Here is a 23200-nt window from a genome sequence, read left to right as displayed (position 1 = left end):
ACGTTATATTCCGTTCTCCACTACACACTTGTTCGTTTATATTGACGATACTCGGGTGACCAAAAATATTTATCGATTCGTCCCTTAAGCTCCTCATCACTCACTGTAAGCGCGTGTCCTTGTTGCATGGCCACTTTCGCTACTTTGAATGCTATCGATTTACTTAACTCGGTAATTTCGGTTAATGGCGGTAACAATCCCCCCTTGCCAGTATTAGCTAAAGGAGATACATCTGCCAATGTATTAGAGCTAGCCATGATCATTTCATCACTAATAACACTGGCTTTTGAAACAATCACGCCAAGCCCAATACCCGGGAAGATATATGAATTATTACATTGAGCAACATGGTATGCATTACCCTCGTATTCTACCTCTCCAAATGGACTCCCAGTGGCAATAATAACTTTCCCTTGAGTCCATTTAATCACATCTAATGGATGAGCTTCGACTTGACGCGAAGGGTTAGATAATGGAAATATAATGGGTAATTCATGGTGCTGAGCCATTAACTCAATCACTTTTTGAGTAAATAAGCCTGGTACCCCTGATACTCCAATCAATATATCAGGTTTAGCATGTTGAACGACTTCAAATAACGAAGCATAATCGCCTGCAATTGCCCAATCAACTATATCATCAGGTCGCTGGGCAAGTTTCGCTTGGAAATCACGTAACCCAGTCTGCCCTTCAGTTATCAAACCGAGGCGATCCAACATGTAAATACGTTTACGCGCATCGTTTTCAGACATACCTTCATGGCGCATTTGCTGAATTAACATCTCAGCGATACCACATCCAGCCGAACCACCTCCAACAAATGCCACCCGCATATCAGAAAGTTTTTTGTTTTTCATCCGGCACGCAGCTAATAACGTGCCTAAGGCAACAGCAGCAGTACCTTGTATATCATCATTAAAGCAACAATACTCATCACGGTATTTATTCAAAATTGGCATCGCATTAGGTTGAGCGAAATCCTCAAACTGAACCATTGACTCAGGCCAACGACGTTTGACAGCTTCCATAAATAATTGAATAAATTCATCGTATTGGTCTTGTGCTATACGTTCATGCCGTGCTCCCATATACATCGGATCATCGAGTAATTTTTGATTATTTGTCCCTACATCTAATGTAATCGGTAATGTATAAGCAGGTGAAATACCACCACACGCTGTATACAAAGATAACTTACCAATCGGGATCCCCATTCCCCCAATGCCTTGATCACCTAATCCTAAAATACGCTCACCATCCGTTACTACAATAACTTTCACTTTCGGTTTAGTCACATTCCGTAAAATATCATCTAAGTTATGACGCTCTTTGTAAGAGATAAATAACCCACGAGAACTGCGATAAATATCGGAAAACTTTTCACAGGCATCGCCTACCGTCGGAGTGTAAATAATGGGCATCATTTCTTCGATATGTTGCTGTAATAACTTAAAGAACAATGTTTCATTCGTATCTTGGATGTTACGTAAATAAATATGCTTATTTAGTGGGTCTGTAAAGCTTGAATATTGCATGTATGCTCGCTCTACTTGCTCCTCAATGGTTTCATAACGAGTGGGTAGCAATCCCATTAAATTAAAGATTTTGCGCTCAGTTTCGTTAAAAGCACTACCTTTATTTAATAATGGCGTTTCGAGTAAAGCGGGACCTGAATAGGCTGTGTATAGATATCGTGTCGTCATTGAGTGATTCTCTGTCGTGTGCTGCTACATTAATTGATATTTAAAAAATATCATCGCCGTCTTCGGTAACGGGTTCTTGTTCTTCTTCAAGTGGATCAACCACCTCATTTTCACTGACTTTAATAGTAGGTTGAGTCCCTATAGCGAAATATTCAAACATTGAAGTGTGATCAGTTCGGTCTGTCAATTTTCCTGTTGTTCTATCGATGCGCACTTGCGTGATCCCATCAGGAATATTCTCAACACCCTGCGGCACACCTGCTAAAGCGACTTGCATAAAACGGATCCAGGCTGGTTGTGCAGCTTTAGCTCCATCTTCCGAACCTATTAAGGCATTGCCTATCCAGTTAAATTTTTCTGGATTCATATTGACCAAATGTTGATTTCGGGTCGTACGACCTAATTGTCGAGCATTATCATCAAAACCAACCCAACTAGTAGCCACTAAACCTGGGGCAAAACCACTAAACCAAGTGTCACGTGAATCATTAGTGGTCCCTGTTTTTCCACCTATATCGGTGCGTTGTAAAATATTTCGTGCACGCCAACCGGTGCCAAGCCAATAGGTATTTTTATTCCAACTCCCATTAGCGCGAACGGCACTGCGCATCATTTGAGAAATTAAAAATGCGTTTTGTGCGCTAATGACTCTGGTAGCGGGAATAACTTCATTGGGTTCAGATTCAGCATCAACTGGTAAAGTGTCGGTTAGTGTTTCAGCTAATAAAGCTTCCAACGTATCCATATTTGTATTTTCAACTTCTGATGCAGGGACTATCGCTTTATTTTCACAGGTTTGACAAGCTTGCGGCATATTTGCTTTATATAACGTCACGTCATTGTCATTAGTGATACGTTCAATAAAATAAGGAGCTACGGCAAAACCACCATTAGCGAAGGTTGCTATACCTGTAGCGACTTCTAATGGTGTATGTGAGCCAGAACCTAAGGACAATGTTTCATCGCGAGGAATATCATCTAGATCAAAACCAAATCGAGCTAAATGCCTTGCTGTATTTTCTATCCCTACCGCACGTAATAAGCGCACAGAAACTACGTTTTTAGATTTCCCTAACGCTGTGCGCATACGGATAGGCCCATCGTATACTGCTGGCGAGTTTTGTGGCCGCCATGCAATACCGCTACTCGCATCCCACTGGTTTATAGGCGCATCATTAATCACACTGGCAATCGTATACCCATTTTCTAAAGCGGCAGAATAAACAAAAGGTTTGATATTTGAGCCGACTTGACGCTTAGCTTGTGTTGCACGATTAAACTGACTTTGATAAAAATTATATCCTCCAACAATAGCCTGCACAGCCCCATCATTTGGATCCAGCGCTACAAATGCACTGGTAACCTCTGGTAGTTGAGATAAAAACCATCCTTTTTCTGCATCTAAGCGAATATAAATGACATCACCAGGCTTAACGATTTCTCGCGCGCTTTCTGGTATAGGGCCCTGTCGATGATCATTAATGTAAGGTCTAGCCCATGCAAGACCGGGCCATTGAATCGTTATTGATGCGCCGGCTTGATCCAATACACCAATAGAGCGTTCATCAACGGACATGACAACAGCAGGTGCTAAAGGCTTGACTGAATCAACCTGTTTAAGTAATTCAAGTAAACGGCTTTGAGATAACTCATTCACTAATCTTTCGCTAGGGGAGAGCTTCTCTACATCAGAGTCAGAGTCAGGAACAGATACAGGATCATCATAGTCTTCTTTGAGCGCATCATCAGAAAGCGTTATTTCTGGAAATTGAGTTTGAATTAACTCAGGGTTAGTTGGCTCAATATTATTTTCAAACTGCCACAACTCATGTAATTCATTTACGTTAGTCAACACACCGCGATAACCATGGCGCTCATCATAATCATGAATATTTTGTACTACAGCATTTTGCGCAGCTCGCTGGAGAGTGGAATCGACAGTAGCATAGACCTTATAACCACCGGTTTCTGCTTCTTCTTTACCATACAAATCCACCATCTCATTATAAATAATGTCAGCTAGATATGGCGCAGAAAATTCAATTTCTGCACCATGCTTTTGAGCAGTAACTTGGGCATCTCGAGCAAGGCGAAATTCTTGGCGCGTAATATACCCTTCATCCAGCATACGTAATAAAACAACGCGCCGACGCTCAATCGACCGTTCAGGTTTTGAAATTGGATTCAGTACTGAAGGCGCTTTTGGCAATCCGGCTAATGTAGCTAATTGTGCTAAATTCAATTCATTTAATGTGCTGCCATAATAGACTTGAGCTGCAGCACCAAAACCAAATGCACGATGTCCTAGTTCGACTTTATTTAGGTATAGCGTCAGGATTTCATCTTTAGTCAATGTTTGCTCAATATGCCAAGCTATAAAGATTTCTTTTATTTTACGAATGTACGTTTTTTCACGTGACAAATAAAAGCCACGAGCAATTTGCATAGTTAACGTACTCCCACCTTGGCCTTTTTCGCCGGTGACGACTAAATTCATTAGCGCTCGGAGCATACCTATAGGGTCAATTCCCTTATGTTCATAAAATCGGGAATCTTCTGTCGCCAAAATAGCATCGATTAAGGTTTGTGGCACATTGTCCAAAGTCACGGGGATACGACGTTTGACACCATATTGAGATATGAGCAAGCCATCTTGTGTGTAAATACGCATCGGTGTTTGTAAGCGCACATCACGTAAAGACTCAACCGAAGGGAGATCAGGTTTCACAAAAAAGTATAATGACGTCATCCCTATTAGACCTAGCGTTAGGCCTAATATTCCTAACAATACTAAAGATCGGAATACTCTTTTCAACCGCTTTATCACAACGCAATAACTTCCATATGTCATATATTTAATACGTATATGCCATTAACGATGACACTTTCATCTTTGTTTTACCAAAAATAATTTTAGTTCAAACTCGGATTAACGCAATAAGGAATCAGATAACGTGAAGTTTACCGTTTTTACTCCCAAAACCAAACCTTTATTAGGCATTGATATAGGTACAACCTTCATAAAAGCAGTTTTACTTGCCCCTGGTAAGCAGCCATCGGAATGGCAATGCCAAGGCATCGCTTGTGAATTAATTCCAACAAGTGCTTTTAAAGAAAGAGATATTCTAGATTTTGATAGTATCGTTATCACATTGAAACAAATCATGCTCAAGTTATCGTTAAAACAACAAGCCACCGTGATTGCGGTATCAGGTAGTGCTGTTATTAGTAAAATGATACGCATGCCAAAACAATTAAATGATTTACATTTAGAAGAACACATCCATATCGAAGCAGATAGTTTAATTCCTTATCAATTAGAGCACGTTTACTGGGATTTTGAACGAGTACCACAACGTTCGACGCATAGTCATTTTGATAATGTTTTACTGACTGTAGCGCATAAACAATTAGTCGATAATCGCATGACAGTGGTTCGAGAAGCGGGCCTAAAACCGGTCATTGTCGATACTGAACTTGATGCATTAGAAAATTTAGTTTTATTCAATAATGATCATCGTAATAGCGAAGATGCCACCATTCACGTGGGGAATGAATTAATGCATATCATCGTGGTAAAAAATAACCAAGTCCTTTACAGTAAGGAGCATCAGTTTGGCATCAATTCGCTATTACAGGATATTGCACTGACGCAACAATGCTCAGTCACTGAGATCTTAAATAAGTTGAGTCAAAATGAACTGAATCCACAGTGGCAAACCGATGTTTTACCTATTTTTTATGCCCAGTTAACACAACAAATTTTACGTGTTTTTCAGTTAATGCAAGATACTCTGGATATAGACTCACCTCAACGCCTTCAGCTTTGCGGGGGCGTTGGAATGCTACCCAACATCACTCAATTACTCTCTCAAGCGCTTGAACTCGAAGTTAACTTGTTAGATCCCACAACACACATATCTATTAGCGATAAGGTTTCTTCAGAGCAACTTGAAGCGTGCAAACCCATGCTATGTATCGCAACGGGTTTAGCCTTAAGGAATAGTTGTGATGGCATACATTAATTTACTACCTTGGCGAGAGGTTCAACGTCAACGTCAGAAAAAACATTATATTGTATTGCTCCTCGTAGCGGCTAGCTCTGGAATATTGAGCATGTGGAGTGGTGGGCACATACTAGAAGAAATGTTGACTCAACAAGATAATCGCAATACCTATTTACAATCTAAAATTGCGGATGTTGATACCCAAATTAAGCAAATTAGAGTACTCAAGACTAAGCAAACTACCTTACAGCAAAAAATACGTTTAGTGGATCAATTGCAAGTCTCACGACATGTCACTCCGACTATATTTGACCACATGGCTCGACTCGTTCCCATGGGTATTAACTTTTCAAGTATGAATCGTACCAAGGACGTATTGAAAATTGAGGGATACTCGGATTCAAACAATCACCTTGCTAGGTTCATGCGTGAGCTTACTCAATCAGATGTTTTTAGCCATGAAGAGCTTGATTCTATCAAAGCGAACAGCAGCGGTGCACAAGTACGCAATCAATTTAGCTTAAAAGTGAGGATTGTTCCGAGCTCACTGACATCTATTCCGCATACTAATAATGCCATTACCGCAGGAGAAGACTAATGTTATTTGACGTATCAATATTTAAAGAATTGAATCAACTCGATGTGGATCAAATCTCAACCTGGCCACCCAAAGTAAAAATAGTCATCACGACTATCGTCATTATCCTCAGTGCAGGATTAGGGTGGCATTTATTCATCAGTCCAAAACTGCAAGTATTAGACCTTGCAGTTCAAGCTGAAGAAAGATTGAAAGGTCAGTTTCAAGCAAAATATCGTGTCTCGGTAAATTTACCTGCCCATGAAACACAACTCAAAAAAATGGAGCAATATTTTGCTTTCATCTTGAAATCCTTACCTACCAGCAATGAAACGCCTGGATTACTAGACGATATTACTTCGATTGGAACAAGTGCAGGGCTCTCATTTAAATTATTGCAATGGCAGCCAGAGATAAAGAAAGGGTTTTACTTAGAACTTCCTATAAAAATAGAAGTAGTCGGTAAATACCACGATTTTGGTCAATTTGTCACAAAAATAGCAAGGTTACCGCGTATTGTAACACTTCATGATTTTATTTTATCCAATGAAACAGAAGGTTTAGTTTTACAAATGCAAGCAAAGACCTATCGCACATTAAATAAAGCAGAAGCTACCACAATATGATGCGCATCGTTTCCCGTATAACCAAAATCTTATGCAGCAGCCTCTTTTTCTTAACGCTGAATGCTTGCATGCCTCTAACCAATAATGTCATTCAATCAACTGAATCACTAGAAACCTCAACACCCGTGCTTTTAGAAACCGTTCCTGAGTTCCATCCATTGCCTGATTACGAATATCAAGCATATACCTTTCGCTCACCGTTTGTCAGTCCAAACAAAACATTGAAGCACGCAGCCGACTTACAAGATGATAACTGTTCGGTCCCCGATATTTCTCGCAAGATCTCGCCACTTGAAGCATATGCAATGGAAGCCATACTGATGTCAGGTGTGATACGTGTAAATAAGGTATCAATAGTATTATTGAAAACCACTGATGGGAAACTACATCATGCACGTATCGGAGATTTCCTTGGCCTGTTTCATGGTCAAATAACGCATATTAATCCAGACCATACCGTCATATCAGAATTGATTCCTAGCGTTGCAGGGTGTTATCGACGCCAGGAAACGCGTTTATCAATTAACATGAATTCAAAAGAGGCTCCTAATGCTTAATTTATTGATAAGCAAGATTATCATCAGGATGGATTTGAACATTATATGCATCTTGAGTTTGATTATTGTATTTAGGGTACAAGCACAAACATCTACTTCGCTTGAGACAAGTGTACTTGAACAAAATGTGTTAACGCCAATTATTGAAACTATCAATGACAACCGAAGTGTATATACCGGTAAACCCATTAGTTTAGATTTCAAAGATGTACCTGTGCGGCAAGTATTACAAATCATTGCTCAACTTAATGACTATAACTTAGTGACTACCGATACAGTCACCGGTAATGTCACTATAAACCTACAAGATGTGCCTTGGGATCAAGCACTGGCGACCATTCTCAACATCCGTGGTTTAGACCAGCGAATCGAAGGCAACATTATTATTATTGCGCCACACGACGAATTATTAGCGCGTGAAAATGCATTAATACAATCCCAGCAACAAACACAGGATTTAGCGCCATTAGTGTCTCGAAATCATCGCGTTAATTACGCTAAAGCTGAACAAATTGCACAAATTATTCAATCTACTAATGGAGGGATACTCTCTAATCGTGGTGCAGTTGCAGTAGATGAACGTACCAACACCATCTTGTTACGTGATACCCAAACGTCAATAGATACAGCGATACAGATGATAAAAGAACTCGACATCCCTGTTCGTCAGGTATTAATTGAATCACGCATGATTACTGTCCGAGACAATATTGATGACCAAATAGGTATTCGTTGGGGGATTACCGGTCAAAAAGGTCATCTCGCAGTGTCTGGAAGTGCAGCTGCAGCCAATGATATTAAGGCAGGTATTATTCCTGATATCAGTGACCGCTTAAATGTGAATTTACCCATAGTTAACTCTGCAGGAAGGCTAGGTGTGCAAATTGCCAGTTTAATGGATGGCACCATTTTAGATCTAGAGCTATCAGCTCTTGAAACTGAAAATAAAGGAGAAATCATCGCCAGCCCGCGGATAACTGTCGCTAATCAACAAGAAGCTTATATTGAACAAGGAACTGAAATTCCTTATGTACAATCTACTGCTAATGGGTCTACGTCAGTCGCTTTTAAAAAAGCAGTGCTAAGTTTAAAAGTGATACCACAAATCACACCGGATGATCGTATCATACTCGATCTCGTTATCACCCAAGATACTCGTGGAGAGACGGTATCAACTGCTACAGGTCCAGCCGTAGCCATCGATACTCAAGAAATCAAAACTCAAGTATTGGTCGAAAATGGAGAAACCATAGTGTTAGGGGGGATTTTTCAAAAAATCAGTACCAATGATATCGCTAAAGTCCCTATTCTTGGTAATGTTCCTTTAGTGGGAGGGCTGTTCAAAAATAAGGTTAGCATTGAACAAAAACGTGAACTACTTATATTTGTCACGCCGAAAATAATAATGGAATAAATCATTTAACTTGCTTGCAACGCCTAAGACTGCGATAATCCGCACACTCGAAATTTAGACGAGGTCTGAGGCGTTGTGTTTGTAGCATGTTAGCCTACGATACAACTACGTAATGGGTAGCTTAGGAAATATACACCTTCCCATTAAAAATCAATTACTTAAAAGTGAATTATCCAGATATGGCTGAAAAACGTAATATCTTTTTGGTAGGACCTATGGGCGCAGGAAAAAGCACCATTGGCAGACACCTTGCAGATGAATTGCATCTCGAATTCTTTGACTCTGATCACGAAATTGAAAGTAAAACCGGCGCAGATATTGCCTGGATCTTCGACCTTGAAGGTGAAGAAGGATTTCGAAAGCGTGAATTAGACACGATTAATGAACTGTCCGATAAACAAGGTATTGTCCTTGCTACAGGCGGTGGCTCAATTATCACTCCGGCAGTACGTAATCGCCTATCCGCACGAGGTATTGTGGTCTATTTACAAACCACTATTGACAAACAAGTCGCCCGTACACAGCGAGATAAGCGTCGTCCATTACTACAAAACGATGATCCTGAAACGGTACTACGTAATTTAGCCAAAGAACGTAACCCACTTTATGAAGAAGTGGCAGATTATGTGGTCGATACTGATGACCAAAGTGCTCGTTCAGTCGCTAACCAAATTATCCAAAAAATCGGATTATAATCTACAGGAGCTTTCCCCATGCCTACTCTTAACGTTGACTTGGGGGCACGAAGCTACCCGATACATATTCAAGCCGGATTGTTAACGCAATCTGGCTTATTTGATCATATTACTAGTGAAAAAGTAGTTATTGTTACTAATGAGACAATTGCTCCACTATATTTAGATAAACTCATCCAAGCATTACAGCACCCTAATGTCAGTCATATCAGTTTACCTGATGGTGAACAGTATAAAGACCTTATCCATTTTGAGAAAGTACATAGCTTTCTACTCGAGAGCCATGCATCACGTGACACCACGCTTATTGCACTAGGGGGAGGTGTAATCGGCGATTTAACAGGCTTTGTTGCAGCAACGTTCCAGCGCGGAATTGATTTTATTCAAATTCCTACAACGTTATTATCTCAAGTAGATTCCTCTGTAGGTGGAAAAACAGCCGTCAATCACCGTTTGGGAAAAAATATGATTGGCGCATTTTATCAGCCTACATCTGTTTTGATAGACACTCAATCACTGGCAACATTACCCGCACGTGAATTTAACGCGGGTATGGCAGAGGTCATTAAATATGGAATCATCTATGATGCAGAACTGTTTACTTGGTTAGAGGATAACGTTAACTCACTAACCAGCTTAGATCCTGAGGCACTTGGGTATGCGATTGAACGCTGCTGTGCAATCAAAGCTGACATTGTCGCTCAAGATGAACGTGAAAAAGGCCTTCGAGCACTGCTTAATTTAGGTCATACATTCGGCCACGCCATTGAAGCTGAGATGGGCTATGGAAATTGGCTTCACGGCGAAGCTGTTGCAGCAGGTTCGATCATTGCATCTAAAGTCGCAGCGGCACAACATCGTATTACCGAACAAGAGCTTCAACGTATTATTGATCTTCATGCCGCTTTTAATTTACCCATTTCTGGCCCAGATAACATGACCACGGATATATATATGCAGCATATGAGTCATGATAAAAAAGTATTAGCGGGTAAAATACGCTTTATCATCCCAACAGGTATTGGTTCAGCCATTGTCACGGATGATGTGACATTAGATTTATTAATCCCTATTTTAGGTGCCGATTAATTTACTTATATTCGTCATTAACAGTATCTAAAATCCAATACTAACGTGTCAGTTAAATTGTGGTTTAATGTAAATAATTATTTATTCTTCTATTCAAAAAGGATATCGCGCGGTAAACTCTTACTCACCTTAGGTTTACGCGCTATGTCCATTTTTAATTGGTATCAGTGCCATTAATATGAAACTTTCTTAACGGATGACTAATAAACATAATAATCTTCACCGTTCTTTCTTAAAATGGGCTGGCGGTAAAAAGAAAGTCATCCCACATATCCAGGCCATTTTACCTTCTGAAGGAAAACGTCGCTTAGTTGAGCCTTTCGTCGGTGGCGGGTCCGTGTTCCTGAATTTAGATTTTGATGAGTATTTGTTGGTGGATATGAACCACGATCTCATTACCCTATTCAATCTGCTAAAAACATCCTGTGACGTCATCATTGAAAAAAGTCGAATGTATTTTAATGGTGAGTATAATCACGCTGACGCTTATTATGCGCTACGTGCACAATTCAATAGTGCAACCGATCCCATCGAACGCGCAACACTCTTCATTTATTTAAATCGTCATGGGTATAACGGTTTATGTCGATATAACCAAAAAGGCGGTTATAACGTACCATTTGGCCGTTATAAACATCCATACTTCCCCGAAAAAGAGATGCGTTTTTTCGCTCAGCGAGCGCAAACTGCAACATTTGTTCAAGGTGATTTTGCAACCGCTTTTGCACAGCTTTCAATTGGCGATGTGGTGTATTGCGATCCTCCTTATTCTCCAATTAATCGGACTGCAAATTTTACGGCGTATGCTGGAAACGGTTTTGGTGATGATGAACAAGCGCGTTTAGTCGCATGCGCGCAACATGCGCAACTACAGGGTGTTGCAACGGTGATTTCGAATCACTTAGTGCCATTCACTAAAGCACTTTACAAAGACGCCAGTAAACAAGTGAAGTTTGCAGTGCAACGTAACATCAGTCAAAAAGGCAACGCACGAGGTAAAGTTAAAGAAGTACTCGCGCTATATATGCCGGATAAATAAAATTAAGCCAGGATCATATTAACTAACAATACCAAGCCTAAAATAAATACAGCCACAAAAATAACCCCCACAATTAAATAGGGTACTACCGAATTGGTTGTAAAATCTGCTTGATAGTTCTTTTGAGACTGAACACCTAACATGCTTGCGCTGACAGCCTTAATTATTTGAAAAAAAGAAGGTTTGTTAGATGTCTGTTCAGAATCACTCATGAGTTATGGTTTAACTCTATGGGAATGAGCACTATCTCTACTTTCAACAGGCGTTAGCAATTCGAGTAAATCTAGATAATGAAATGTCGGGGAGTCTTGCCAAGAGAAAACCCAGTCCATCCAACTAACATTATTATCAGCATCATTGATACATTCTGAAGAATCCGAAATTTGCAGTGACTTTGATTTCACTGATTTTAAGTGAACACTATCAGGTGACACAGTATTGGATGAGGACATCTCTTTTAATTTAAACAGCGAATCATTTTCGATTGATTGGCAGGCGAGATCAAAGCTAGCATCCTTGTTAGCAACAACATAATTTACTGCCACAAAAGATAAGCCTAATAATGCAAATACTACAACTTTATTTGAAACTGCCATATCTACTATCTCTTTGAAATCTATATCACCCTTTATTATAGGCGTAAATAAAAAAAATACAAATACACCTAAGTCTATTTGTATTTTTATCTATGTATAATTAGGCTCATCTTCCATGAAATTTTAATCCATTGTCAACAAGCGACATCGAGCCTAATTATATGACACACAACATTCTAATAAATTAGAACGATTTACCGATTGAGAAGTATAAAGATTCTTTGTCATCTAAGTCACTACCAGACATAACAAGACCAACACCTACGTCGAACTCACCCACAGATGTGCCATAACCTAACTCAACGTATTCACCTGAGAAATCTTTACCCCATGAACCGACAGTAGCGCTGAAACCATTATTTTCAAAAGATAAACCAATGAAATCATAGTCTTCTTCCACTTCCGCACCTACTGGGCCATCCCATGTACCTACAGAATATTCTAAACTAAACATACCCATACCAGCTGAAAAGTTTAATTCGTTGTAAGCAGAATCAAAATCACCAGTGTATTGATAAGTAGTGGCGCCTAGGCCTAATGCTAAACCGTTGTCTAACTCAATGCCATAACCCGCATAAAAATCAACTTCTAAACCATCTTCAACTTCGGCAGCCCAAGAACCTGCATAAAAACCACCTTTTTCATAATCCACACCCGCTGATGCAGACGCAGATTGAGTTTGTTGAATACCACGGAAGTGATAATCAGATACCATTCCAACGTTAGCTGACCACTCAGCCATGACAGAAGTAGAAAGAAGTGCAGCAGATAATGCTGTTAATTTAAGTAGTTTCATGTGTTTCTCCAAATGATAAAATTGTTAGCCGCTTTATTATTGTTTTGCAGCCTTTAAGTTAAGTAATAAAAAATTTTTAATCGTCATTATTTTTTCTGTTAATTAGGTCAATCCAATAATGATTGCCTAAACTATACTTTAACTATTCAGATATTGTGCCAACATAGCAACAAATACCATAAGTAATTGATAAGTAAAGACTTTAAATAAAATAATGTTTCGTCATATACTTCATATTCAACGATATCTAATTACACTTTGCACTTTTTTAGCGCACAACAAACGCTGTAATGCACCGAAAAAAAACATGTTAAGCCCATGTAAATTAAATGGTTTTTCATTAACGAAATAAGATTGTGCTTTTTTGCAACACTGATCCAAGGTAAAATATGAATACTTTCATTGGAGATTATTATGTCATCATTTCTTATTGCCCCATCTATATTATCTGCTGACTTTGCTCGTTTAGGTGAAGAAGTAGAAACTGTATTAGCGGCTGGTGCAGATGTGGTTCACTTTGATGTCATGGATAATCATTATGTACCTAATCTTTCTTTTGGTGCACCGATTTGTAAAGCGCTTCGCGATTACGGTATAACTGCCCCGATTGATGTGCATTTAATGGTAACGCCAGTCGATAGTATGATTGAGCAATTCGTCACTGCAGGGGCGAGTATGATCAGCTTTCATCCGGAAGCATCTGACCATGTAGACCGAAGTTTACAGCTCATTATTGAAGGGGGTTGTCAAGCCGGTTTAGTATTAAATCCTGCCACACCTTTATCAGTGCTAGAGCATACCATTCACAAACTTGATTACATTTTACTTATGTCGGTTAACCCTGGATTTGGTGGGCAAAAATTTATTGAGCATACTCTGACCAAAATTGCCAAAGTCAAAGCATTGGTCGATGCCTCGGGGCGTGATATCCGTATCGAAGTAGACGGTGGAATCAATTGTGATAACATCGCAGCCATTGCAGCTGCTGGCGCTGACATGTTTGTCGCAGGCTCAGCTATCTTTAACCAACCTAATTATGCGGAAGTCATTAGCACAATACGCCGTAACTTAGCTTCACTCTAAGACTATATTTATGAGCAAACCAATTGTATTAAGTGGTTGCCAGCCATCTGGACAACTGACCATCGGAAATTATTTTGGCGCATTAAAGCAATGGGTTGCAATGCAAGCAACACACGACTGCTTGTACATGATAGTGGATCTTCATGCTATCACCGTACGTCAGGACCCTGAAGCGCTAAAAAATGCATGTCTAGATGGGCTTGCTTTATACCTAGCGTGTGGCATTGATCCCAAACAAAGCACGATATTTATGCAATCCCATGTCCCTGAGCACGCACAATTAGCATGGGTGCTAAATTGCTACACGCAAATGGGTGAACTCAACAGAATGACACAGTTTAAAGATAAGTCAGCGAAAAACGAATCTAATATCAATGTCGGACTCTACAGTTATCCGGTGTTACAAGCAGCGGACATTTTACTCTATCAAGCGAACGAGGTCCCTGTAGGCGAAGATCAAAAGCAACATTTAGAGCTCACTCGCGACATTGCTACACGCTTTAATAATGCCTATGGTGACACCTTAACGATCCCGAATCCCCACATTCCTAAATCGGGTGCACGAGTAATGAGCTTACAAGACCCAAATAAAAAGATGTCTAAGTCAGACGAAAATCCGAATAATTTTGTAGGATTGTTAGAGGATCCAAAAAAGATTTCCAAAAAAATTAAACGTGCTGTTACAGACTCTGACGAAGCAGCTAATATTTACTACGACATTGAAAATAAAGCCGGTGTATCTAACCTATTGTCTTTACTATCATGTACGACAGGCACTGCCATTGACCAATTAGTCCCGCAGTACACAGATAAGATGTATGGTCACTTAAAAGGCGATGTTGCCACCGCTGTTGTTGATATGCTCACGCCAATCCAAACACGTTTTCATGCCATCCGTGAAGATCAAACTTATTTGGATGAAGTCATGAAAATCGGTGCAGAAAAAGCATCAGAACGAGCAGCAAAAACCTTAGCTGATGTATACAAAGCGGTAGGTTTCATTCCTGCACGTTGATCAAATAGTGGCTTTGAACTAGGTAAACTATGCTGTTACTCATTGATAACTATGATTCATTTACGCATAACCTGGCTCGGTACTTTATTGAGCTAGGTGAAGAGGTAAAGGTCGTTCGCAACGATGCCATTAGCATTGAAGAAATCAAAGCGCTCGCTCCAGATTATTTAGTTCTATCACCTGGCCCTTGTAGTCCAAACGAGTCAGGGATCACGTTAGATGCCATAGCGACGTTTGCGGGTAAAATTCCAATGCTAGGAGTATGCTTAGGCCATCAAGCTATTGCTCAAGTATTTGGGGCCAAGATCATTTCAGCACCGACCATAAAACACGGAAAAACTGCTCAAGTAAATCATTGCACTGGCCAATTATTTAAAGGTGTGACTCATCCTTTTACGGCAACGCGTTATCATTCACTCATCATTGAACCTGAAACGTTAAGTGACAATTTTAAGGTGACGGCATGGTGTGATCAACAAATGACAGTTTCATCTAATGTTACATTTCTTCAATCTAATCAGATTGAAATCATGGCGATTGAAGATGAAAATCAACATATTTATGGTGTTCAATTTCATCCAGAATCATTATTGACTGAGTTTGGGCATGACATATTGCGTAATTTTCTCCGCGTAACAACAATTTAATACTGAATCTTTGCAAATATTTTTCACATAAATAGTCGTTTTTCATGTGATACAAATTATTCTACTGATACAAGCCCTCATCTTGCCTATGTCTTAGTCGATTGAATTGCAGCTTTACATACTTATGCGAATAATATGCAAAACCTTTCAAACCCTTGTTATACATAGCCTAAATCCATTTACTTCGCTGTTAAAACCCCCTATCCTATAGACAATTAATAACCGATGTATAGGGTCTAAAATGCAAGTAACTCGCGAATTATTTAACGATGTCATGGTTCCAAACTATAATCCAGCGGCGATGATACCCGTTCGCGGTGTAGGTTCAAAAATATGGGACCAGGACGATAAAGAATACATCGATTTTGCTGGTGGTATTGCGGTCAATGTTTTAGGTCATTGCCATCCAGAGCTGGTGAATGTACTAAAAGAACAAGGCGAGAAACTCTGGCACCTGTCAAACGTATACACCAATGAACCAGCATTACGATTAGCGAAAAAACTAACTGATGCCACGTTTGCTGACATGGTCTATTTTGCCAATTCAGGCGCAGAAGTGAACGAAGCAGCTCTAAAGCTAGCACGCCGTTGGGCACTCGATCATTACGGACCGGAAAAAGACCAAATCATTGCGTTTAACCAAGGCTTTCATGGCCGTACCTTCTTCACTGTAACTGTGGGCGGCCAAGCTGCTTATTCAGACGGTTTCGGACCTAAACCCGGAGCGATTACTCATACAGCTTATAATGATTTAGCCGCATTAGAAGCCATCATATCAGACAAAACATGTGCCATTATGATGGAACCTTTGCAAGGCGAAGGCGGTATTATCGTGCCAGATCCTGAATTTGTGAAAGGCGTCCGCGCACTCTGTGATAAGCATAATGCATTATTAATTTTTGATGAAGTACAATCAGGTGTAGGTAGAACCGGCGATTTATTTGCCTATATGGGCTTAGATGTAGTACCAGACATTTTAACTTCAGCCAAATCATTAGGTGGTGGCATTCCTATTGGGGCAATGTTAACCACCAAGGCCATTGGTTCGCATCTTAAAGTCGGTACTCACGGCTCTACTTATGGGGGTAACCCACTAGCCTGTGCTATCGCAGAAAAAGCGCTTGATATTATCAATGACCCTACAATTTTAGCGGGTGTGAAAGCCAAAGAGGCCCTATTTCGTGAACATTTAACCCGTATCAATGATAAGTACCAGGTGTTTTCTGAAGTGCGTGGTAAGGGAATGCTATTAGGGTGTGCAATGAACGAAAAATACCAAGGTCGTGCCCGTGATTTTATGGTCGCGGCAACTGAAAAAGGGACCATGTGCTTAATTGCAGGCATCAACGTAGTGCGTTTTGCCCCGTCATTAGTAATCCCGGATGAAGATATCATTGAAGGTCTACGCCGGTTTGAAGAAGGCATTGCCCATGTCTTAGCGCAAGACGCACTTGCCGCAGAAACTGCGTAATTTCTATGAATATCATTAGACCTATCCAGCAAAAGGACTTTGCTGCGCTTTATGCTATTGCAGAAGAATCCGGTATTGGTTTCACATCATTGCCGGTTAACGATAATTTATTAGCGAAGAAAATTGCCCGTTCCGAATACTCTTTTAACAAAGAGGTCAGTACGCCGTCCAATGAAAGCTATCTATTTGTCATGGAAGAAACCGCGAGCCAGACTGTCGTTGGCACCTGTGGTATCGAATCGAGCGTAGGCGTTGAAGATGCGTTTTATCATTATCATTTAGGTAAAGTCGTACATGCTTCTCGTGAGCTGAATATTCATAATACGGTTGAGATCCTCACTGTCTGTAATGACTACTCGGGAGTGAGTGAAATATGCACGTTATTTTTACGTGAACAAGCTCGACTACCTAATATGGGCCGGTTTTTGTCTAAAGTCCGATTCTTGTTTATGGCAGAACATCAGACCCGTTTTACCGAGCAAGTCATTGCCGAGATGCGCGGTGTGAGTGATCAAAATGGACGCTCACCGTTTTGGGAATGGCTGGAAACTCATTTTTTCTCAATGGACTTCCCTACGGCTGATTACCTTACTGGAATTGGTAATAAAGTCTTTATCGCAGAATTAATGCCTAAATATCCAATTTATGTCAATCTTTTATCTTCTGCAGCTCAGGCAGCAATTGGTCAAGTGCATGAAAAAACAAAACCAGCATTAGCATTACTTAAAAATGAAGGCTTTAAATGTCGAGGGTATGTGGATATTTTTGACGCGGGTCCTACAATTGAAGCCGACGTAGACTCACTAAAAACAGTTCGTGACTCAATTAGGAAACCAGTACTTGTAGCAACGATTAATCCACAAGCGCCTTTACATATCATCATTAACACCCAAGTGGCTGATTTTCGCGGAGTATTGCAACCCGTTGAAGTGACCGATGACCACATCCTTATATCGCGAGAAACTGCAGCTGCATTGAAAGTCAATAATGGCGAATACATACGTATTGCCCCCTTAAAATAAGCCAGCTGACTGGCAACAAAATATATGACAGGACAACAGAATATGCATTACATCAATGGTAAATGGTTAGCCGGTGAAGGCGCTGTAATTGAATCAATTGATCCCGCTAAAAACACCGTAATTTGGTCAGGTAAAGCGGCTAGCCCCGCACAAATCAACCACGCAATCCATGCCGCACGCAGTGCTTTTTCACAGTGGGGATCGCTAGATGTGGATACGCGAATTGAACATGTCTTAGCTTACGCTGAGCAGCTCAAAGCGAATCAAGATTTGTTAGCACATACCATCGCAATAGAAACCGGTAAACCATTATGGGAAACCGCCACAGAAGCAGCGGCGATGGTAGGTAAAATTAATTTATCCATAAAGTCTTATCATACTCGCACCGGTATAACAGAAAATCCCATGCCACAAGGTAAAGCATTTATTCGTCATAAACCACATGGTGTTGTCGCTGTATTTGGTCCTTATAATTTTCCTGGGCATCTCCCTAATGGGCACATTGTTCCGGCGTTAATAGCTGGCAATACTGTGGTATTTAAGCCATCAGATTTAACCCCATTAGTCGCAGAAAAAATGGTGGAATTATGGGAAGCTGCAGGTTTACCAAAAGGTGTACTTAACCTTGTTCAAGGTGATGTAACTACAGGCAAAGCGTTAGCAGGGCATAACCAAATCGATGGTTTATTTTTCACCGGATCATCGACTACAGGCAAGCTACTACATGAGCAGTTCGCCGGTCACCCAGGTAAAATTCTGGCCTTAGAAATGGGAGGAAATAATCCATTACTTATCGGTCCAGTCAATGACGTGGACGCTGCGGTTCATGATATTGTGCAGTCTGCATTTATCACTTCTGGTCAACGTTGTACCTGTGCACGCCGGTTATTCATCCCTAACACGGCACAAGGTGATGTCATCTTAGCGAGGCTCATCGAAGTAACCAAAGCGATTGATGTGGGTGTCTATGATGCTGTAGAGCAACCTTTTATGGGAGCGATGATTTCAACGCGAGCGGCACAGATGATGGTGAGTGCTCAATCTGAGCTTGAAAACTTAGGCGCAAACGCGCTATTACCTTTGACACATATTAATGAAGACACCGGTTTAGTCACACCAGGGATAATCGATGTCACTCCGATATTATCTGAGTTACCCGATGAAGAGCATTTTGGGCCATTGTTGAAAGTCATCCGTTATGATGATTTTGATACTGCAATTATTGAGGCCAATAATACCAAATTCGGTCTATCTGCCGGTCTCATTGCCGATGATGCAGCCATGTATGAAGTCTTTTTCCAACACATCCGTGCTGGCATAGTCAATTGGAACCGACCCATTACAGGCGCTAGCGGAGCAGCTCCCTTTGGTGGTGTCGGTGAAAGTGGTAATCATAGAGCAAGTGCTTTTTATGCAGCTGATTATTGTGCTTACCCTGTAGCATCAGTAGAGCTAGAACAAACCACATTACCAGGAAAGTTAAGTCCAGGCTTACATTTTTAAGTTAGCATACATTTGTCACTTTTAGGATAACACTCATGCATACAGATATTAATGATCTATTCACAGGGCTTTGGCAGGACTATTTGGCGATTACTCCATCAGCCAATAAAATCCATTCGTTACTTAAAGCGCATAATCAGCAAGCGGAACTAGTAAATGACCATATAGCATTGCGTACGTTTGCTATACCAGGTATCGCTGTGAATGATATCGCCAAACATTTCACTGTATTAGGGTATGTACAAAGTGGAGAGTATGACTTTTCTAGTAAAAAGCTCAACGCTTGGCATTACCAACATCCGGATCCAAATCAGCCTAAAGTGTTTATCAGTGAATTAAAAGTCAATGAATTATCAACAGCCTCTCAAGCAATTATTCATGCGATGGTCGACACAATGGATTTCAATGTTGTAAAAAGTGCTGGTTTTTTATATTCAGGTACCCATTGGCAAGTCAGCGAAGCCGATTATCGTACATTGTTATGCGAATCGGAATATGCAGCTTGGATGGCTGCATGGGGCTTTAGGGCTAATCATTTTACAGTAAGCGTTAATCATTTAAACTCACTTACTGAATTATCCGCCGTGAATACGTTATTAAAATCCTCTGGGTTTACTTTAAACACTGCAGGTGGCGAAATTAAAGGCAATGAATCGGTTTGTCTAGCACAGTCCTCAACGATGGCTGATATGATGCCAGTTCAATTTAGCGATAATACTGTGACATTACCCAGCTGCTTTTATGAGTTTGCACAGCGTTTTCCATTACCTAACGGTCAGCTATATCAGGGATTTGTGGCTGCATCAGCAGATAAAATCTTTGAAAGCACCAATGTTAATTAGACTGAATATTCACCAAGTCAAGGAAACTATTACAACTCCTTTCGACTTGGTGAACCTTTACTAGTCATCGCTAAATAAGTCATCACTGGCTGCTGAACCGCTAGTTTTTGACGCTGTTAAATCAATGTCTGATGAGATATCTACAGCCGCTTCACTATCGACAAGATTCCCATCTGGTGCGATAACTTCAACACCATCAACACGCTGTAACCCGCGGGGTAATTTATTCCCACGGCGGCCACGTTCACCATAGTAATGCTCTAAATCACTTGCTTTAAGGGTCATACCACGTTTACCAGCTAGTATTTTAACATCACATCCATTTGGCACTATGGCCAAAGCAACAATAAACTCCTCGCGAGTCTTAGCCTTAGCACTAGGGATATTAATAATTTTGTTACCTTTACCTTTACCTAAACTCGGTAAATCTCGTAATGGAAACAGCAACATACGGCCTTCATTTGATATAGCTAAACAACGATCTGTTTCAATATCGTTTACTAATACTGGCGTTAATACTTTAGCCGCTGATGGTAAAGATAAGTAAGCTTTACCCGCCTTATTTTTACTAAGCATATCTGCAAATGAACCAACAAAACCATAACCAGCATCACTGGCCATGAGAAATTTCTGAGATTCGTTTGCCATGATCACATGTTCAAACTGTTCACCCGACACCATGTTAAAGCGCCCAGTTAAAGGCTCTCCTTGACTTCGTGCAGAAGGAAGGGTGTGAGCATCACAGCTAAAGGTGCGTCCCGATGAATCAAAGAATACTGCAGGCTGATTGCTACGCCCCTTAGCACTAGCTAAATAGCTATCATCGCCTTTATAACTTAAATTAGGCGCGTCAACATCATGTCCTTTGGCACAGCGCGCCCAGCCTTTAGCTGATATCACGACAGTAACGGGTTCTGAGGGCACCAGTTCTTTTTCACTAAGTGCTTTTGACTCACCGCGTTGCACAATAGGTGAGCGTCGGTCATCGCCATACTTTTCAGCATCAGCCATGAGCTCTTTTTTAATCAACGTCTTCATACGACGATCAGAACCCAGCGTTAACTGCAATGCATCGCGCTCTTTACTCAGCTCGTCTTGTTCACCTTTGATCTTCATTTCTTCTAATTTAGCCAGGTGGCGTAACTTTAACTCTAAAATGGCTTCAGCTTGAGTATCAGATAGTCCAAAACGCGCCATTAATTCTTGTTTAGGTTCATCATGGTGGCGAATGATTTCAATGACTTCATCGATATTCAAAAACGCAATCATCAGGCCTTCTAGAATATGCAGGCGAGCAAGCACCTTATCCAAACGGTATTGTAGTCGACGAGTGACGGTATCTCGACGGAATACTAACCATTCACTCAATATAGATTTGAGATCCTTGACTTGCGGACGACCATCTAGCCCAATCATGTTAATATTTACACGATAGTTTTTTTCTAAGTCCGTAGTCGCAAATAAATGTGCCATGAGCTGTTCGATATCAACTCGGTTAGAGCGAGGGGTAACCACCAAACGCGTTGGATTTTCATGATCAGACTCATCACGTAAGTCACTGACCATAGGAAGTTTTTTAGTCTGCATTTGCCCGGCGATTTGTTCGAGAATTTTCCCGCCTGATGCTTGATGGGGTAATGCAGTAATGATCACTTCGCCATTTTCTTCAGTGTATACGGCACGCATTTTAATTGAGCCACGCCCCGTTTCATAAATCTTTTGAATATCCGCTTTGGGTGTAATAATTTCTGCATCAGTGGGATAGTCTGGGCCTTGAACATGCTCAAGTAATTGACCAAGTTCTGTCCGCGAGTTATCTAAGAGTAACGAGCAAGCGTTCGCTAGTTCACGGACGTTATGCGGTGGAATATCCGTTGCCATCCCTACTGCAATTCCGGTCACACCGTTGAGTAAAATATGTGGTAATCGTGCCGGTAATACTTTGGGCTCTTTGAGGGTACCATCAAAGTTAGGTGACCAATCTGCAGTACCTTGACCTAATTCGGCTAATAAGACTTCGGAAAAACGCGATAACCTTGCCTCGGTATAACGCATAGCAGCAAATGATTTAGGATCATCTGGCGCTCCCCAGTTTCCTTGACCATCCACAAGTGGATAACGATACGTAAATGGCTGAGCCATGAGTACCATTGCTTCATAACATGCTGAATCACCATGAGGATGAAATTTACCAAGTACATCACCCACGGTACGAGCTGATTTTTTATACTTAGCATTTGCACTTAGTCCTAAATCTGACATCGCATAAATAATACGACGTTGCACTGGCTTAAGGCCATCCCCGATATGCGGTAATGCCCGATCCATGATGACATACATGGAATAATTAAGATAAGCATCTTCAGTAAAGCGTCTTATAGGGAGCTGTTCAACTCCGTCTTGATTAATTGTGACTTCGTTACTCATAGCGATCCATAGGATTCTTGTTATTGGTCTTATTCAAATCATAATACATTATGATTCTGAGTGATATGCTATAGACCACTAATCCGACAAA

Annotated in this window: 21 protein-coding genes; 15 read left to right on the top strand and 6 right to left on the bottom strand. The window is 40.7% G+C overall.

The window, feature by feature from the left end; genetic code table 11:
- Positions 1–20 precede the first annotated feature (20 nt).
- Together G2999_RS05725 and G2999_RS05720 are read right to left on the bottom strand one after the other, a co-directional pair.
- Positions 21–1703 carry an NAD-dependent malic enzyme gene (locus tag G2999_RS05725; protein ID WP_010179649.1) on the bottom strand — a complete coding sequence of 561 codons (1683 nt, stop codon included), beginning with the start codon at positions 1701–1703 and terminating at the stop codon, positions 21–23.
- 40 nt (positions 1704–1743) lie between these two features.
- Entirely contained in the window at positions 1744–4452 is a 2709-nt protein-coding gene (locus G2999_RS05720) for a penicillin-binding protein 1A (RefSeq protein WP_010179647.1), read from the bottom strand.
- Positions 4453–4657: 205 nt separating this feature from the next.
- On the opposite strand from G2999_RS05720, the gene pilM reads away from it, so the two are divergent.
- The 8 genes from pilM to G2999_RS05680 all read left to right on the top strand — a co-directional run bounded on the left by pilM (position 4658) and on the right by G2999_RS05680 (position 11707).
- On the top strand, positions 4658–5728 hold the full coding sequence (gene pilM / locus G2999_RS05715; protein WP_010179645.1) for a type IV pilus biogenesis protein PilM: 1071 nt from the start codon (positions 4658–4660) through the stop codon (positions 5726–5728).
- The gene (locus G2999_RS11980; protein WP_010179644.1) at positions 5715–6308 is read left to right on the top strand and encodes a PilN domain-containing protein; all 594 of its coding nucleotides are present in this window, start codon (positions 5715–5717) and stop codon (positions 6306–6308) included. The genes pilM and G2999_RS11980 overlap by 14 nt, the downstream gene beginning before the upstream one ends.
- Entirely contained in the window at positions 6308–6913 is a 606-nt protein-coding gene (locus tag G2999_RS05705) for a type 4a pilus biogenesis protein PilO (RefSeq protein ID WP_010179642.1), read from the top strand. Before G2999_RS11980 ends, G2999_RS05705 begins: the two co-directional genes overlap by 1 nt.
- Before the next feature lie 68 nt (positions 6914–6981).
- Positions 6982–7470 (top strand): pilus assembly protein PilP, encoded by a 489-nt coding sequence (locus G2999_RS12640; protein ID WP_010179640.1) that lies wholly within the window; start codon positions 6982–6984, stop codon positions 7468–7470.
- A 28-nt stretch (positions 7471–7498) separates the two neighbouring features.
- On the top strand, positions 7499–8884 hold the full coding sequence (locus tag G2999_RS11970; RefSeq protein WP_369769858.1) for a type IV pilus secretin PilQ: 1386 nt from the start codon (positions 7499–7501) through the stop codon (positions 8882–8884).
- Between the two features lie 179 nt (positions 8885–9063).
- Complete coding sequence (gene aroK, locus G2999_RS05690; protein WP_010179636.1) at positions 9064–9579, top strand: shikimate kinase AroK; 516 nt, start codon at positions 9064–9066, stop codon at positions 9577–9579.
- 18 nt (positions 9580–9597) lie between these two features.
- Positions 9598–10668 carry a 3-dehydroquinate synthase gene (gene aroB / locus G2999_RS05685; protein WP_010179635.1) on the top strand — a complete coding sequence of 357 codons (1071 nt, stop codon included), beginning with the start codon at positions 9598–9600 and terminating at the stop codon, positions 10666–10668.
- 196 nt (positions 10669–10864) lie between these two features.
- Positions 10865–11707, top strand: a complete 843-nt coding sequence (locus G2999_RS05680; protein WP_010179632.1) for a Dam family site-specific DNA-(adenine-N6)-methyltransferase — start codon at positions 10865–10867, stop codon at positions 11705–11707.
- Between the two features lie 2 nt (positions 11708–11709).
- On the opposite strand, the gene G2999_RS05675 is transcribed toward G2999_RS05680, so the two are convergent.
- The 3 genes from G2999_RS05675 to G2999_RS05665 all read right to left on the bottom strand — a co-directional run bounded on the left by G2999_RS05675 (position 11710) and on the right by G2999_RS05665 (position 13099).
- On the bottom strand, positions 11710–11919 hold the full coding sequence (locus tag G2999_RS05675) for a DUF2970 domain-containing protein (RefSeq protein WP_010179630.1): 210 nt from the start codon (positions 11917–11919) through the stop codon (positions 11710–11712).
- 3 nt (positions 11920–11922) lie between these two features.
- Positions 11923–12303, bottom strand: a complete 381-nt coding sequence (locus G2999_RS11965; protein WP_010179628.1) for a hypothetical protein — start codon at positions 12301–12303, stop codon at positions 11923–11925.
- Positions 12304–12487: 184 nt separating this feature from the next.
- Positions 12488–13099, bottom strand: a complete 612-nt coding sequence (locus tag G2999_RS05665; RefSeq protein ID WP_010179626.1) for a TorF family putative porin — start codon at positions 13097–13099, stop codon at positions 12488–12490.
- Between the two features lie 414 nt (positions 13100–13513).
- Here G2999_RS05665 and rpe point away from each other — a divergent pair, with 414 nt between their 5' ends.
- The 7 genes from rpe (at position 13514) to G2999_RS05630 (ending at position 20682) form a co-directional block, all read left to right on the top strand.
- Positions 13514–14182 (top strand): ribulose-phosphate 3-epimerase, encoded by a 669-nt coding sequence (gene rpe, locus G2999_RS05660; protein ID WP_010179624.1) that lies wholly within the window; start codon positions 13514–13516, stop codon positions 14180–14182.
- Between the two features lie 10 nt (positions 14183–14192).
- Positions 14193–15197 (top strand): tryptophan--tRNA ligase, encoded by a 1005-nt coding sequence (trpS, locus tag G2999_RS05655; protein WP_010179622.1) that lies wholly within the window; start codon positions 14193–14195, stop codon positions 15195–15197.
- 29 nt (positions 15198–15226) lie between these two features.
- Positions 15227–15844 (top strand): aminodeoxychorismate/anthranilate synthase component II, encoded by a 618-nt coding sequence (locus tag G2999_RS05650; RefSeq protein ID WP_010179620.1) that lies wholly within the window; start codon positions 15227–15229, stop codon positions 15842–15844.
- 241 nt (positions 15845–16085) lie between these two features.
- On the top strand, positions 16086–17315 hold the full coding sequence (locus G2999_RS05645) for an aspartate aminotransferase family protein (protein WP_010179617.1): 1230 nt from the start codon (positions 16086–16088) through the stop codon (positions 17313–17315).
- A 5-nt stretch (positions 17316–17320) separates the two neighbouring features.
- Entirely contained in the window at positions 17321–18337 is a 1017-nt protein-coding gene (astA, locus tag G2999_RS05640) for an arginine N-succinyltransferase (RefSeq protein ID WP_010179616.1), read from the top strand.
- Between the two features lie 24 nt (positions 18338–18361).
- The gene (astD, locus tag G2999_RS05635) at positions 18362–19840 is read left to right on the top strand and encodes a succinylglutamate-semialdehyde dehydrogenase (RefSeq protein WP_029257406.1); all 1479 of its coding nucleotides are present in this window, start codon (positions 18362–18364) and stop codon (positions 19838–19840) included.
- A 35-nt stretch (positions 19841–19875) separates the two neighbouring features.
- The gene (locus tag G2999_RS05630) at positions 19876–20682 is read left to right on the top strand and encodes a DUF1338 domain-containing protein (RefSeq protein ID WP_010179612.1); all 807 of its coding nucleotides are present in this window, start codon (positions 19876–19878) and stop codon (positions 20680–20682) included.
- Positions 20683–20742: 60 nt separating this feature from the next.
- On the opposite strand, the gene parC is transcribed toward G2999_RS05630, so the two are convergent.
- Positions 20743–23109: a DNA topoisomerase IV subunit A gene (parC, locus tag G2999_RS05625; RefSeq protein WP_010179610.1), complete on the bottom strand. Its 2367-nt coding sequence runs from the start codon at positions 23107–23109 to the stop codon at positions 20743–20745.
- Between the last annotated feature and the right edge of the window lie 91 nt (positions 23110–23200).

The sequence above is a fragment of the Glaciecola sp. HTCC2999 genome (genome assembly GCF_000155775.1).
Classification (GTDB): Bacteria; Pseudomonadota; Gammaproteobacteria; order Enterobacterales; family Alteromonadaceae; genus Opacimonas.
Note: the sequence above shows the minus strand (reverse complement) of the source record. Positions and strands in the feature narration are given on the sequence as shown.